Origin of the sequence: Actinoplanes xinjiangensis, from assembly GCF_003148685.1 — a bacterium.
Classification (GTDB): domain Bacteria; phylum Actinomycetota; class Actinomycetes; order Mycobacteriales; family Micromonosporaceae; genus Actinoplanes; species Actinoplanes xinjiangensis.
This window is the reverse complement of record NZ_QGGR01000035.1, coordinates 1-13,888: the sequence shown is the minus strand read 5'-3', so window position 1 is coordinate 13,888 and position 13,888 is coordinate 1. Positions and strand designations below refer to the sequence as shown.

Annotated in this window: 13 protein-coding genes and 1 pseudogene; 4 read left to right on the top strand and 10 right to left on the bottom strand. The window is 71.9% G+C overall.

Going from position 1 to position 13,888, the window contains the following annotated elements:
- Nucleotides 1-89: 89 nt before the first annotated feature.
- A complete protein-coding gene (locus BC793_RS42470) occupies nt 90-1,112 on the bottom strand; it encodes a cation diffusion facilitator family transporter (RefSeq protein WP_109602303.1) in 1,023 nt (340 codons plus the stop codon).
- 194 nt (nt 1,113-1,306) lie between these two features.
- On the opposite strand from BC793_RS42470, the gene BC793_RS42465 reads away from it, so the two are divergent.
- A complete protein-coding gene (locus BC793_RS42465; protein WP_109602302.1) occupies nt 1,307-1,753 on the top strand; it encodes a lamin tail domain-containing protein in 447 nt (148 codons plus the stop codon).
- Nucleotides 1,754-1,820: 67 nt separating this feature from the next.
- On the opposite strand, the gene BC793_RS42460 is transcribed toward BC793_RS42465, so the two are convergent.
- From BC793_RS42460 to BC793_RS42450, 3 genes are all read right to left on the bottom strand, one after another.
- Nucleotides 1,821-1,994, bottom strand: coding sequence for a CsbD family protein (locus BC793_RS42460; RefSeq protein WP_109602301.1), 174 nt, complete (start codon nt 1,992-1,994; stop codon nt 1,821-1,823).
- Between the two features lie 78 nt (nt 1,995-2,072).
- Entirely contained in the window at nt 2,073-2,936 is an 864-nt protein-coding gene (locus tag BC793_RS42455; protein WP_109602300.1) for an NAD(P)-dependent oxidoreductase, read from the bottom strand.
- Nucleotides 2,937-3,005: 69 nt separating this feature from the next.
- Nucleotides 3,006-3,944, bottom strand: a complete 939-nt coding sequence (locus BC793_RS42450) for a GlxA family transcriptional regulator (RefSeq protein ID WP_109602299.1) — start codon at nt 3,942-3,944, stop codon at nt 3,006-3,008.
- Nucleotides 3,945-4,016: 72 nt separating this feature from the next.
- Between BC793_RS42450 and BC793_RS42445 the strand changes: the two genes are divergently transcribed.
- On the top strand, nt 4,017-5,255 hold the full coding sequence (locus tag BC793_RS42445; protein ID WP_109602375.1) for an MFS transporter: 1,239 nt from the start codon (nt 4,017-4,019) through the stop codon (nt 5,253-5,255).
- A gap of 39 nt (nt 5,256-5,294) precedes the next feature.
- Here the strand turns inward: BC793_RS42445 and BC793_RS42440 are convergent, their stop codons facing one another.
- Together BC793_RS42440 and BC793_RS42435 are read right to left on the bottom strand one after the other, a co-directional pair.
- On the bottom strand, nt 5,295-6,335 hold the full coding sequence (locus BC793_RS42440; protein WP_109602298.1) for a hypothetical protein: 1,041 nt from the start codon (nt 6,333-6,335) through the stop codon (nt 5,295-5,297).
- Nucleotides 6,336-6,515: 180 nt separating this feature from the next.
- Nucleotides 6,516-7,016 carry a MarR family winged helix-turn-helix transcriptional regulator gene (locus tag BC793_RS42435; protein WP_109602374.1) on the bottom strand — a complete coding sequence of 167 codons (501 nt, stop codon included), beginning with the start codon at nt 7,014-7,016 and terminating at the stop codon, nt 6,516-6,518.
- Nucleotides 7,017-7,085: 69 nt separating this feature from the next.
- Here BC793_RS42435 and BC793_RS42430 point away from each other — a divergent pair, with 69 nt between their 5' ends.
- Nucleotides 7,086-8,231: an amidohydrolase family protein gene (locus tag BC793_RS42430; RefSeq protein ID WP_239170637.1), complete on the top strand. Its 1,146-nt coding sequence runs from the start codon at nt 7,086-7,088 to the stop codon at nt 8,229-8,231.
- Nucleotides 8,232-8,293: 62 nt separating this feature from the next.
- Nucleotides 8,294-9,001 (top strand): CPBP family intramembrane glutamic endopeptidase, encoded by a 708-nt coding sequence (locus BC793_RS42425; protein ID WP_109602297.1) that lies wholly within the window; start codon nt 8,294-8,296, stop codon nt 8,999-9,001.
- On the opposite strand, the gene BC793_RS42420 is transcribed toward BC793_RS42425, so the two are convergent.
- From BC793_RS42420 to BC793_RS42405, 4 genes and pseudogenes are all read right to left on the bottom strand, one after another.
- Nucleotides 8,998-9,249: a hypothetical protein gene (locus tag BC793_RS42420; RefSeq protein ID WP_109602296.1), complete on the bottom strand. Its 252-nt coding sequence runs from the start codon at nt 9,247-9,249 to the stop codon at nt 8,998-9,000. The two genes, BC793_RS42425 and BC793_RS42420, sit on opposite strands and share 4 nt — an antisense overlap.
- 13 nt (nt 9,250-9,262) lie before the next feature.
- Nucleotides 9,263-9,913 carry a cyclase family protein gene (locus tag BC793_RS42415; protein WP_109602295.1) on the bottom strand — a complete coding sequence of 217 codons (651 nt, stop codon included), beginning with the start codon at nt 9,911-9,913 and terminating at the stop codon, nt 9,263-9,265.
- A gap of 300 nt (nt 9,914-10,213) precedes the next feature.
- Nucleotides 10,214-12,505, bottom strand: a complete 2,292-nt coding sequence (locus BC793_RS42410; RefSeq protein WP_109602294.1) for a WD40 repeat domain-containing protein — start codon at nt 12,503-12,505, stop codon at nt 10,214-10,216.
- Between the two features lie 772 nt (nt 12,506-13,277).
- Nucleotides 13,278-13,888 (bottom strand): annotated as a pseudogene (locus tag BC793_RS42405) (transposase); the annotation flags it as partial.

The window sequence follows — 13,888 nt, the reverse complement described above, 5'->3', positions numbered from 1 at the left end:
GGTTACCGGGAGACGATCACGGCTCCCACCGGACCTCGACGGGCCACCCGTCCGGGCCGGGGTATGTCGGCATTCGCCGGAGGCGGCCGTCAGGTGGGGGTGGCCAGGCGGGTGCGGCGGTCGTGGGCGAGGCCGAGGTGGTGGGCGTCGCCGGGGTGGCTGTCCGGGTCGACGTGCACGGTCGCCGACGTCAGCCGCGGCACGTGGTGGGTGAGCTGATGCTCGGCGTCGGCGGCGATCTCGTGGGCGGCCAGCAGGGTGAGGCGGGCGTCGACCACGATGCCGGCCTCGGCGTGCAGGGCGTGCCCGATCCAGCGCAGCCGCAGGCCGGACACGTCGCGCACCCCGTCGGTCTCGCGCAGGTGCTGCTCGGCGTGGTCGACCATGGCGGGATCCACCCGGTCCATCAGCCGGTGATAGACCTGACGGGCCGCGCCGGTCAGCACGAACAGGATCGCCACGGTGATCGCGATGCCGACCACCGGGTCGGCCCAGCCCCAGCCCAGCCACGCGCCGCCCGCGGCGGCCACCACGGCCAGCGAGGTGAACCCGTCGGTCCGGGCGTGCAGCCCGTCGGCGACCAGGGCGGCCGAGCCGATCGCCCGGCCCACCGCGATCCGGTAGCGGGCGACGATCTCGTTGCCGGCGAAACCGGCCAGCCCGGCCGCCAGCACCCAGGGCAGGTGGCTGATGTCGCGCGGATGCATCAGCCGGTCGACGGCGAACCACGCCGACGCGACCGCGGACGCCGCGATCACCACCACGATCACCACGCCGGCCAGGTCCTCGGCGCGGCCGAAGCCATAGGTGTACGCCCGGGTCGCGGCCCGTCTGCCGAGCCAGAACGCGATGCCCAGCGGCACGGCGGTGAGCGCGTCGGCGACGTTGTGCACGGTGTCGCCGAGCAGTGCCACGGAACCGGACATCGCCACGATCACGGCCTGCACGGCGGCGGTGACACCGAGCCCGGCCAGGGAGATCCACAGGGCGCGCAGGCCGTCGCGGGAGGCTTCCAGCGCGCTGTCGACCTTGTCGGTGGTGTCGTGCGAGTGCGGTCGCAGCAGGTGCCGGACGCCGTGCCGCTGCGGGTGGTGGTGCTCATGCTCGGCCACCCGGACACCGTACGCCCGGCACTAGCGGTGCGACAACCCGGTAACTGCCAATGACCTGCAAAAACGGAGGTATGGCAGTTCGCGGCGGGGAATCGGCGGGTACCCCGAAAGCCTGACAGGCCGTGTCCTCTGCCGGATTTACCGACTTAGCCGGAAGAATGCTGCTATCCGCCCAATACCCGACAGGAGATCGCATGCTTCGCATACTGCCCGGGGTCGTCACCGTCGCTCTCGGGTCCGTACTGTCCGTGGCCGCGCCCGCCCAGGCCGCCCCGGCACTGCGGTTCCAGAGCGTCCAGTACGACTCACCGGGCAAGGACGACCGCTCGAACGGGAGCCTCAACGCGGAGTGGATCGCCCTGGTCAACACCGGCCCGGCGGCCGTCAACCTGAACGGCTGGCGGGTCGCCGACGCGGTCCGCAGCCACACCTTCGGCAACGTCACGATCGCCGGCAAGGGCGGCCTGCTCTACCTGCACACCGGCAAGGGCACCGACACCGCCACCCACCGGTACTGGAACTCCGGCAACTACGTGTGGAACAACACCGGGGACACGGCGACCCTGCGCAACCGCGGTGGGGCCGTGCACGACACCTGCACGTGGCCGCGGCAGGTGGGGCGTACCAGCGCGGTCTGCTGACAGCATGCGGCCCGGACCACGATGGTGATCCGGGCCGCACGGCGTATCGAAAGCCGTTCGGAAGCCGTCAGGAACGGAAGACGTCCTTGATCTTCTCACCGGCCTGCTTGAGGTTCGACGCCTTCTGGTCGGTCTTGCCCTCGGCCTCCAGGCGCTCGTCGTCGGTCGCCTTGCCGACGCCCTCCTTGACCTTGCCGCCGAGCTCCTCGGCCTTGTTGTCGACCTTGTCATCGAAAGCCATCGGACACCTCCACGTTGCGGATGTACGCCCTGTGAATACCCGTGGATCCAGTTTCCAACCTTCGGTCACCCTTCTCCTTCAGCCCAGGCGGCCGGCCACCTCGTCCGCGGTGATCCCGCGCGCGACGGTCTCGGGATCACCGTCGGCCAGCGGACGGCCGGCGATGTCGGACCAGACCTCGGCGAACGCCTCGAACAGCGACGGCGTGAGACCCGCCGCGGCCTGGGACCGCGCGATCTCCCGCATCTCCGCGACGTAGCGGTGCGCCTTCGTCGAGGCGAGCGCCACCTCGTACGGGGTGACGAAGCCGTCGCCGAGATCGGCCATCACCGGCTCCAGCACACCGTGTGCCGCCGCGGCACGCATCGCCTGCGCCATCAACCCGACGAGCCCCTTGTAGACCGACGCGGTGGACATCTTCACCGCGCTTGCGGCACCGGCGCGATCGCCGACCACCACCGGGTGCGCGTGTGTCCACCGGAGGCCGGCCACCTCGCCGGCCCGGGGACCGGAGAGGTAGAGCCGCGCCCCGGGCCGGACCGTCGGCGGCGGGCCCGAGATGGAACCGTCCACGAAGTCCAGGCCCGCACCGGTGATCAGGTCCGCGGCCGCGGTGGCGGTCTCCGGTGACACGGCGTTCAGGTCGGCGACCAGCGGCCGTCCGGTGCCTCGCGCGGCGACCTCCGGGGCCGCGGCCAGCCCGGCGATCTCGCGGGCCGCGTCGAGTGCCGCCCCCGGCGGAGTGACGACGAGGATCACGTCCGCCTGCGCCAGCACGTCGACGGGGCGGGGGAGCAGGCGCAGCCCGGCCTCCCGCGCGAGGCCCACCGTCCGCCCGGACCGGCCCGCCACCGACGTGACGACGTCGTGGCCACCCTCGCGCAGCGCCCACCCGAGCCCCGACCCCATGTGCCCGGCACCGACCAGTCCGACGATTTTCATCCCTGCAACCTAGGCCTGCTTCGTGGGGGCGGCCCGGTCGCCCCTACGGGACAGGCCCCAGCGGTTCGGTCAGCGGAACGTACGCCGGTACGCGGCCGGCGTGGTGCCGAGCGCGGCGCGGAAACGGCGCCGCAGATTGACCGCCGAGGACAGCCCGACACGCTGGGCGATCGCCCCGACCGGCAGGTCGGTCTCCTCGAGCAGGGCGCGGGTGGCGGCGATGCGGCGCTCCAGCAGCCAACGGCCGGGGGAGACCCCGAGCCGGTCGGTGAAGTGCCGGGTGAGGGTACGCGGGGACAGCCCGGCGCGGGCCGCCATGTCCTCGACGGTCAGCGGCCGGTGCAGGTGGGCGGTGATCCAGTCGAGCAGCGGGGCGAGGGAGTCGGGCACCGGCCCGGTGGTCGGCAGCCGGGGGAACTGCCGCTGGTTGCCCTCCCGGTGCGGCGCCGCGGCCAACTGCCGGCCGATGCGCATCGCCAGGGCGGCGCCGTGCTCACGGCGGACCTGGTTGAGGCACAGGTCGACGGTGGTGGCCGACGCGCCGGCGGTGGCCACGTCACCGTGGTCGACGTAGAGCACCGAGGCGTCCGACCGGATCAGCGGATAGCGGGCGGCCAGGTCGGCGGTCATCTCCCAGTGGACGGCCGCGGCGCGGCCGTCGAGCAGCCCCAGACTCGCCGGGACGTGGATGCCCGAGCAGAGGGCCACGATGCGCGCTCCGCGGCGGTGGGCGGCGCGGACCGCCGCACCGACCGCGGGGGAGACCTCCGGTCCGGCCTGCCAGCCGGGGATCAGGACGGTGCCGGCCCCGGCGAGAGCCTCCAGCCCCTGCTCGACGATCACGTCGACACCCATGGTGGTACGGACCGGGCCCGGCCGTTCGGCGCAGAGCGCGAAGTCGTAGTGCCGGGGGATGTCCGGCCCGTGATCGCCGAACACGGCGGAGGCACCGGTGACCCGGTACATCTCGAGCGGCGGGCCGACCAGGGCGACGACACGGTGCTGCATGGCGCGAATGTACCCACCGTCGTCGTTCCGGGCGCCTGTGGTGGGCCGGTGCGATGCCCACAATGGGTGATCATGGAGCCCGTCCTTCTTGGCCGACCGCCATCCGTAGACCCGCCGAAACGGCTGTGGACCTGGAATTTCACGCTTTTCTTCGGAGCCCGTACGGTGTCGCTGCTCGGGGATGCGATGTTGCCCGTCGTGACCGCGCTGGCCGTCGGCGCGATCTACGGGGTGTCCGGCGTCGGCTACGTGCTGGCCGTCTGGACCGCTCCGTTCGTGATCTTCGTGCTGTTCGGCGGGGTGTTCGCCGACCGGGTGGGCGCCCGCACCATGATGGTCGGCGCCGACGTCGTCCGGATCGTCACCCAGGGCGTGCTGGCCGCCGCGTTCTTCGCCGGCTCCCCGCCGTTCTGGCTGCTGCTGTCCGCGTCGTTCCTGTCCGGCACGGCCGCCGCGATGTTCCAGCCCGGGGTGAACGGCATGGTGCCGCTGGTGGCCACCGACCCGCAGCGCGCCAACGGCACGTTGAAGATGGCGGACGCGGCCACCCAGGTCGGCGGCCCGGTCCTGGCCGGGGTGCTGTGGGTGGTGGCCGGGGCCGGCACCGTCTACGCCGTCGACGCGGGCACGTTCCTGCTGAGCGGGGTGTGCCTTGCTTTGATCCGGCTCCCGGTGCCCGTCCGGTCCGGGCGGCCGTCGACGGTGCTGCGCGACCTGCGCCGGGGCTGGTCGGAGTTCCGCTCCCGGTCCTGGATGTGGTCGGTGATCCTGATCTGGGTGTTCTTCGGTATCCTGGTGTTCGGCCCGTACGTGCCGCTGGGTTCCCGGTTGATCGGTGACCGGCTCGGTGACGTGGCCTACGCCTGGGTGATGGCCGGCCTCGGCGCCGGCACGGTGCTGGGCGGCCTGATCGCGATCCGGCTGCGCCCCTCGCGCCCGCTCGCCGCCGGTGGGGTGGCGATGTCCGGGTTCGCGTTCATCCCGCTGTCGGTGGCGCTGGAGCTGCCGTTGCCGCTGCTGATGGCCGGTCACCTGGTGGGCGGGATGTCCTGGGCGTTCTGGTCGGTGATGTGGTCCACCAGTGTGCAGACACAGGTCGCGCCGGACGTCCTCAACCGGGTCACCGCCTACGAGGTGGCCGGTTCGGTGGCCGGGATGGCCGTCGGGCAGGCGCTGGTGGGGCCGGTCGTGGAGTTCGTCGATCCGCGGGCCCTGGTGTTCGTCTCCGCCGTGGTCAGCGTCGCGGTCTGCGCCGCCCTGCTGCTCACCCGGCCGGTGCGGAACCTGCGCCGGGTGCCCGGGCCACGGTAGGGGGAGCCGTCATGACGTCCGGCGCCACCGATCCGGCGGTCAGTCGCGGGAGACGTCCAGGAAGCCGATGCCGGCCTCGGCGTCGATGTTCAGGCCCGGTTCGTCGCCCAGATCGCCCTTGCGGATCGTGGTGCCGGCGCGCACGCCGCCCTTCTCGTCGCCGTAGAGGGTGACGTCACCGGCGCCGGTGCTCAGCGCCAGTTTCACCGGGACCTTCCCGGACGTCCGGATCTTCCAGGTGTGCACGCCGCCGGCCATCAGGATGGGCAGGGTCCGGTCCAGGCGGCCCAACTCGATCTCGACGGTCTGCGCCCCGCCGATCAGGTCGATGTCACCGACCGTGCCGGCGGCCATGTCGAACGACGCGGTGTGCACCCCGGCAACCATCCGCAGCCGCCATACGATGTCCTCGCTGAGCAGCACGTCGATCCGGCCGCTGCCGTTCTCCCTGCCGTCGGGTTCGGCGCTGACCCGCAGCGTGCCGTCGTCGAAGTCGGCGTCCACGTCCAGGCCGGAGTCCTTCGGGGTGGAGACCCGGAAGTCGTCGCCGTCCAGGTCGGCGGTGCGCACGTCGAGCCGGCTGACACCGGTGGTGAGTTCGAACTTCGCCGCGGTGATCCGCTCGGCCGGCGGTGGTGACGGTGGCGGCAGCGGCCGCGTCGTGGTGGGCGCCGCGGTGGGCGTCGCACTCGGCGCGATGCTCACCGGGGCCGTGGTGACCGGCGTGGTGGTGGGGGTGGTCGCGGCCGGTGCGGCGAGGTCCCGCCGGTCCGGATCGTCGTCCGGCCGGGTCAGCAGCAGGGTGCCGGTGATCACCAGCCCGGCGAGCAGCCCGGCGGCGATGACCGGCCGCTTGCGCCGGCGGCTCCGGCCCGGTGCGGGGGTCTCGAACTCCGGTGCCGGGCGGGTCCGGTCGGGCCAGTAGTCGGAGATGTTGGGCAGGGCCGGGGGCCGCGGGCGCGGTGCCGTCCCGGCCTCGGCGACCGAGGCGGGTTCCGGGCCGGCCACGGGTTCCGCGTGGCCGGACACGTAGCCGGCGATCCGCAGTCTCGGGCGCTGCCCGTCGTTCCGCTCCACCACACCCGTCTCCCCATCGATGTGATTCCCCGTGGAAGGTACGGACACGTAGCGTCGACGGTTCAAACGGCGATCAGTTAATGACCGTGCGTGGAGATCTCGGGCCCACGTGGCCGGCCCGCGCCGGCCGGCAGGGCCCCGGACCAGGGCGGATCCGGCCTCCGGGGAGACGGCGTCCCGCGGTCAGTCCGCGGTGTCGCCGAGCGCGACGAGGATCGCCCGCAGGCTGGTGATCGCGGCGGTCGTCACTTCGGGCGGGACGTCGCGCAGCAGGGCGGCCTGGGCGGCGCTCGCGGCGCGGACCGCCTCCTCGGCCCGGTCGACGCCGGTGGGGGACAGGCGCACCCAGGAGCTGCGGGCGTCCGAGGGGTCCGGGTCGCGTTCGATCAGGCCGGCGGTGGTGAGCCGGCGCAGCACGTTGCTGGTGCCGCCGGAGGTGAGGGCGAGCCGCTGGGCGAGCACCGACGGCCGCAGCCGGTAGGGTTCGCCGGCCGAGCGCAGGACGGCGAGGATGTCGTACTCCGCCTTCGTGAGGCCGAGCCGCGCCAGCCGGGCCTCGACCGGCGCGTTGAGCAGGGCGGCCAGCCGCGCCGCGCGTTTGCCGACCGCCAGCTCGACGCCGACGACGCCGGGCAGCTCGGCGCTCCATGCTCCGGCGATCTCGTCCACCACGTCCCTGGCCACGAGGAGATCCTACTTGCGCTGGAGAAAGCTTCTGTAATAGCTTTCAGAAAAGCTTTCCAGGGAGGAATTGTGGATCTTCTGATCCGGAACGCCCGGCTGCTCTCCGGTGGCCACGCCGACATCGGCATCGACGGCGGCAGATTCGTCGAGCCGCACGGTGTGCCGGCCGAGGTGATCGACGCGACCGGGCTCGTCGCGGCACCCGGCTTCGTCGACGGCCACCGGCACGTCTGGCAGGCGCCGCTGCGTGGCCTCGGCCCCGACATGACCCTGCCCGGCTACTTCGACGCGGTGCTGAGCCGCCGCCCGACGCCGGAGCAGGCGCACCTCGCGACGCTGCTCGGCGCCGCCGAGGCCCTCGACGCGGGCATCACCACGGTCCTCGACTTCTGCAATGTGATCCGGTCACCCTCGCACGCCGAGGCGGTCTTCGACGCCTACGGCGTCTCCGGCATCCGCGCCGTCGTCAGTCACGATCATCCGGCCGCCTCACGCGGGCGCGTCACCCAGGCCAAAGCCGTTTTCTGTACGGCCATGGGTTCCTTCGACGACGCAAGAGGCGGCATCCTGCTCGCCAGAGAGAGCGGTGTTCTCGCCACCATGCACACGGGTGGCGGCGTCGGTCAGGTGCAGGCGCTGTCCGACGCCGGCCTGCTCGGCCCGCACCTGCATCTGGTCCACCTCAACGGCCTGACCGCCGACGAGGCGCAACTGCTCGCCGACTCCGGGACGGGTGTCACCATCACCCCCGTCGTCGAGGCCACCATGGGTCACGGTCGGTCACCGTGGACCACGTTCACCGAGGCGGGCGGCCGGGCCGGGCTCGGGACGGACGTCGCGGTCAACGCCCCACCGGACCTGTTCGAGCCGATGCGCGACACCCTGCGCCAGCACCGGATGGCCACCGCCACCATGCACCCCGCCGCCGACCTGCTGGCCACCGTCACGATCGACAGCGCCCGCGCGATCGGTCTCGGTGACGAGATCGGCCTGATCGAGCCCGGCCGCCGCGCCGACCTCGTCCTGCTCGACGGCCTGGCCCACCTGCCCGGCGACGCCGACGTCACCGGCGCGGTCGTCACCTGTCTGGGTGTACCGGATGTGCACACCGTGATCGTCGACGGCACCGTCGTCAAACGCGACGGCCGCCTCACCGTCGTCGACCTGCCCGAACTCCGTCACGCCACCCGCCGGATTCTGTCCGTGACGAGTTGAAGTTCACACGCCGTCACGATTTTTCGAATTGTCCCGCGGTTGCCGGGTAACCTCTTCTCCTCGTGACCCGCCCCCGCCTCCTCCTCGTCATCGGCGCCGTCGTGGCCGTCCTCGCCACGGTCAACGTCGCCAACAAGTACGGCCCGCCCGGCACCGGCCTGATCGCCGGCCCGCTGGTCGCGCTGGGGCTGGTCCTGTTCGCCCGCCGCACCGGCCTCACCTGGCACGAACTCGGACTGTCCCGCCGTACCCTGGTCCCCGGCCTGAAATACGCCCTCGGCGCCGTCGCGGCGGTCGCCGTCGTCTACGCCGTCGGGGCCGCCATCCCGCTCACCCGCCCCGCGTTCCAGGACGTCCGCTATCACCTGCACCTGAGCGCCGCCCTGCTCACCGCGTTCGTGGTCGTCCCGCTCGGCACGGTCCTGCTGGAGGAGGTGGCCTTCCGCGGCGTCCTGATGGGCCTGATCAACCGCCACCGCGGCGCGGTCTGGGCCAGCATCACGTCGTCGGTGCTGTTCGGGCTGTGGCACATCCTGCCGTCCCTGCAGCTCAACAGCGCCAACGGGGCGGTCGGCTCGGTCTTCGGCAGCGGCCTGGCCGGCCAGGTCCTCGCCGTCGCCGGCGCGGTGGGGTTCACCGCCCTGGCCGGCCTGCTCCTGTGCGAGCTGCGCCGCCGCAGCGGCAGTCTGCTGGCCGCGGCCGCGCTGCACTGGGCCACCAACGGCCTGGGCCTGCTGATCACCGCCGGCCTGGCCGCCGGCCTCACCTAGGCTTCCCGGTCCGGGACACCGGCCGGCGCCCGCTCGTCGGTCGGCCGGTTCCCGCGCAGCCGGTTCGCGGGACGGCCCGGCCGGTTCAGCAGGCGTTCGGCCGCCCGGTCGAGGCCGGAGGCGGTGAACGGCTCACCGAGCAGATCATCGGTGCCCTGAGCGCAGGCGTGGGCACGGTGTGCGGCCCGCGGTCGGCCGAACCGTTCCCGCGGGACGCAACGGCCGCCCGAGCAAGTAGGCCGGGCCACCCGGCTGGTCCGGTCAGTCCTCCACCTCGTACGCGACCGCCCGTACCGGCGCCCCGTCCGCGTCCTCCAAAGCGATCGGAAGGCAGGAGACCAGAGGATCGGGGAAGTCGATCATCTCCAGGTTGCGGAGGTTCTCGCCGATCACCCCGCCGGCCCGGGCGATCAGGTGGTGGACCGGGTAGCCGATCGGTGAGGGGGTCTCGTCGATGTTGATCGCGTCGATGCAGAACGTGCGGACACCCAGTTCGAGCATCTTGCGGCAGGCGTCCGCGTCGAGGTACGGATGGTCGAAGTACGCCTCGGTGCCGTAGAACCGCGACCATCCGGTGCAGATCAGCGCGATCACGCCGGGCCCGAGCCCGGCCGGGTCGATGATGTCCGACGTGATCTGCGTGCGGGGTGCCAGGCCGCGGACGTCGAGGACCACCCCCGGCCCGGTGAACAGTCCCAGGTCGAGTTCGTGCAGGCGGAGACCGTCGTCGCGGAAGTGGTAGGGGGCGTCGACGTGGGTGCCGGTCTGCGAGCCCATCTGGACGTGCAGCAGGTTGAAACCGTCCGCCGGCACCGTGGCGTGCACGTTCAGCCGTGGTTCGGGGTCGCCCGGATACACCTGGGTCCCGGAGCCGACCGGCACGGACAGATCGACGATGCGGCGGATACGCATGTTCTTCCTTTCGGCGACAACACAGCTGACCATCAGCCGCCCATGCAGGTAACCGGCACCCCGTCTCCGTCGGTGCGGTCGGTTCGGCCGGGTGGCACGCAGCTCGGCCGCTCACCGCGGCGGGACGGGGGCCGGCGGCCGTTGGTCGAATTCGCCGTAGACGATCGGCGTCACCGCGAGCACCGACCCGGCGAGAACGAGATCGGGGCGACCGACACACGGCCGGTGCCTCGCCCGCGGAACGAGCCACTCGACGACCAGGACCGATGCGCCCGTCGGTGACCGCCGCGCCGTGGTCCACTACACCCGGGACTGAGTCACCCAGGTGAAGCCCTGCACGCCGTCTCCGCCCCAGACGAAGAGGGCGGTACCGTCCGGGCTCCACCGGCACCCGAGAGCGATCTCCAGGACCGGCACCGCGGCGACTTCGAGCGAGGCCGCCCGGTCGTACACCCGGAGCCAGGAATGCCTGAGCCGCCGGTGATAGGCGTCGGGGAGGTCGAGCACCGCGAGCCAACGCCCGTCCGGTGAGACATCGGCGCTGATGATGGTGTGGCCGTCATGCGCGCTCCGGACGGCGTCGCCGGTCTCCGCCGTCGGCGTGGCCTCGAACGTGACGTCGGCTGCCTGCACGGGTAGGCGGCGGCCATTGGTGGCATCCCAGAACCGTGGCGCCTCCTGTGCCGACCGGGTCGCCAGCCACGAGCCGTCCGGCGCCACGAAGAGATCCTGGAAGAGGTCGGCGTGCCCCGGCTCGGCGCCCGGGACGGGCCGGGCGTGCAGGTCGAGGATCACCACATCATGGCCGGCGTGCGCGGCCATCCAGGATCCGTCCGGCGCGACGGCCCGCGACGACCACGTCTCGGCCGGGAAGCCGCCCCGGTGCTCGCCGGTGACCGGATCGTAGATCCGCATCGGGTTCCCGGCCGCCAGCCACGAGCCATCCGGCGCCGCCGCCAGCCGCACCCGCGACCAGCGGGGGAAGAAGCCGGCCGGCACCGGCGGGGCGTGCCGGAGATCGCCGGTGGTGGTGTCGAAGACCAGCAGGCCCGCGCCGTCGTATGCGGCGGCCAGCCAGGAGCCGTCCCCGGCGACGGCGAGCGCGTGCGGTACGCCCCCGCCGGCATGGATCCGCCGGTTCCGGCCGGTTGACGGTTGAATGAGGTGCACCCCGTACGGCCCCGCCGCGGCCAGCCACTTCCCGCCGGGTACGGCGGCGAGGTGGGTGACCTCACCGACCGTGACGGCGCGGCCCGGCCGGCCGGTGGCGACCTCGATGATGCGTACCGTGCCGTCCTTGCCCGCACTCGCCAGCCACGACCCGTCCGGGGCGACGGCGAGCGCGGTGACCTGTGCCCAGTGCACGGAGATCTGGTGGTTGAGCGAAAGCGTGCCGGTGTCGTGGATCCGTACCACTCCCTGTTCGTCGGCGACAGCGAGCCAGGTGCCGTCCGGTGCGGCCGCCGCCACGCGGCCCGGGATGAAACCGTGGATCCTCCGGGTCACGGGGTCGGCCACGTTGAAGCCGGCGTCCGACGGCGTGGAGTACGCCAGCCAGGAGTCGTCCGGTGCCACGGCGATGCGGACGGCGCCTGCCTCCTTCAACGTCAGCCGGATCAGGCGGCGGCCACTGAGCGGCTCCCACCGCGAGATCTCGGCGCCGCCGTGGAACGGGTCCGAGGTGACGGTCCACAGGGAGTTCCGGGTGACGAGGATGTCGGTCAGTTCGTTCTCGGCCTCTTCGACGGGGATCCGGCGGATCAGGGCGGCGCCGAAGCGGCCGGGCGACGGCCAGCGGTTCACCAGGTAAGGCGGGCCGGGACGGTATTCCTCGGCGGGCGCCACGGGCAGCAGGGCGGACACCAGCGCCGCCAAGGTGCGGGGCTCGCGTACCGCCGCGAAGGCGTCCTCCTCGTCCCGCAGCGTCCGGGCCACCGCGACCACCGCCGGATCCGCCCGTGCCGCCCACGCCAGCGCCAGGTCGGCGGCGAGCCCCGGCGCGCCGTCCTCCGCGAGCCGCTCGGACATCCATCGTGGATCGGTGACCAGGGGGTTCGGTTCCGGCAGGGGGCGTGGTTCAGGCCGTGGGCCGGGCTCGCCAGGCGGCGACGGCGCCCACACCACGACGGCGCCGCGGGGCAAGAGCGACACGTGCTCGGTGATCAGCAGCAACCGGCCCCGCCGCTGATAGCCCTCGAACATCGCCACCTGCTCGGCGCTCACCACCTCGTCGACCACGAGCAGTCGGCCGTCACCCCAGGCCGCCAGCTCCGCGGCGGCCTGATCCGCGGCGACCGGCTCGCGCATCTGGTGATACCGGCGTGGCTCGTGGCTGCCCCACTGCTTCAGGGTCCGCGCGATCTGGAGGGTCAGCTCCGCGGCGGCCGGTGAGTCCGGCCATGGCAACCACCCGGGTGTGTCAGGGGGCGTGCCGAGCGAGATCCGGCCGATGCCGCGGAAACGCCGGATGATCTCGGGCCGGGCGCAGTACGCGCTGGCCAGCGCGGTGCGACCCGAGCCCGGTGGCCCGACCAGGCCCACGACGCGTGCGGTTCCGGTGAGGGCGCGGTCCAGCCGCTCGAAGTCGATCATCGGGGATGATCGTATCGAGACTCTCAGGAAGTGAGCATCCGATAAACGACCGCCGGGCCTTCTTCGCCTGTGGGCGATCAGCTGGTCGGTCGTGCCGTAGCCGGAGTAGGTCAGCGCACCGACCTCAGCTCTACGCCGCGATCGTCGACCGGCTCCCTTTGGCGGCAATATCATCGAGACCGGAACCGACTCCTACCGTGTAGCTCATACCCGCCGTCATATCGCAGAGGCCGAACAAGAAGCCGGTTCAACACCCCGAGCATGATTATCCTCCGCTCGTGGCCGGTCGGGTTCTTCAACGGCCATCTCCTTGTTGCGATCAGGCATCGCTGTCTGACGCCAAGGCCATGTCGACGCGGTACATTCGTTCCACCGGGCACGGACGGTATTGGTCTTCGTGGCCAGGACCTCGTTGGCAGTAGTACTCACTATTTACCCGAACTCCGTTGCACAGCCTCCACTCCGGGGCGCACCTGCCGTCGCGGATGATCTCCGCGAGAGCGTGGGTCTGTGAAAGCCCTCTCGTCGGCACGATAAGACGCAGGTGCGTGAACCGCCGGCCAGCGGCCCTGACGGCGGCCGGTCGGCGCGCGGATCGCGGCAAATGAGGACGTCGTGGCGGAACCATCTGCCGTCCCATTCCCGGTGCTTTAGTCCTTGCCTGGACACGTAGGTCAAGTCGGTAGTTTGGATAAGACGAGCTTCAGCGTGTCGACCGCGTCTGTCTCGTCGTGGGCTCGGCCGGCACTAGACGAGTAAGTCCTAACCCAGGTCAGTGGTCGTAGGCGATCAATGACCTGGTCAAGGGTTGGCCGGTGGCGCGGTTGTGCCAGATCGCGGCGGTCATGGCGAGCAGTCTTTGGGCGACGCGGGCACCGACGCCTTCGATGCTGCGGCCGCCGTGCAGTTCCAGGTCGAGTTGGCCTTTCAAGGTGTCGTTGACCGACTCGATCAGCTGGCGTACGGGTTTGAGTAGGTGCTCGCCGGGTCGTGGGGTGCGGTTGCGGTAGGACGGCCGTAGCAACCGGGCGCCGCGTTCGGCGAGCCAGCGGTCGAGTTCGGCCCAGACGTATCCCTTGTCCGCGATGATCAGCTGACCAGGGCGGGCGGCGAGCAGGCCGGGATCTTCTTCCAGAGCAGCGGCCAGGACCTGCCGTTCGTCGGCCTTCGCATCGGCGAGTGACCAGGAGATCGGTAAGCCCGCGGCGTGCAGATCAGGTGGAGCCGCAGGCCCCAGAAGAAGCGTGAGTGTGACGAGCAGTAGCCGTAGACGGCCCAGCCGGCCAGCTCGGAGCGTTTCACGGTCGGTCTTGACCGGCCGCACTCGACGGGGGTGGAGTCGGTGACCCAGACGTTGTCGAACCAGAGATCGGTGTCGGCGGC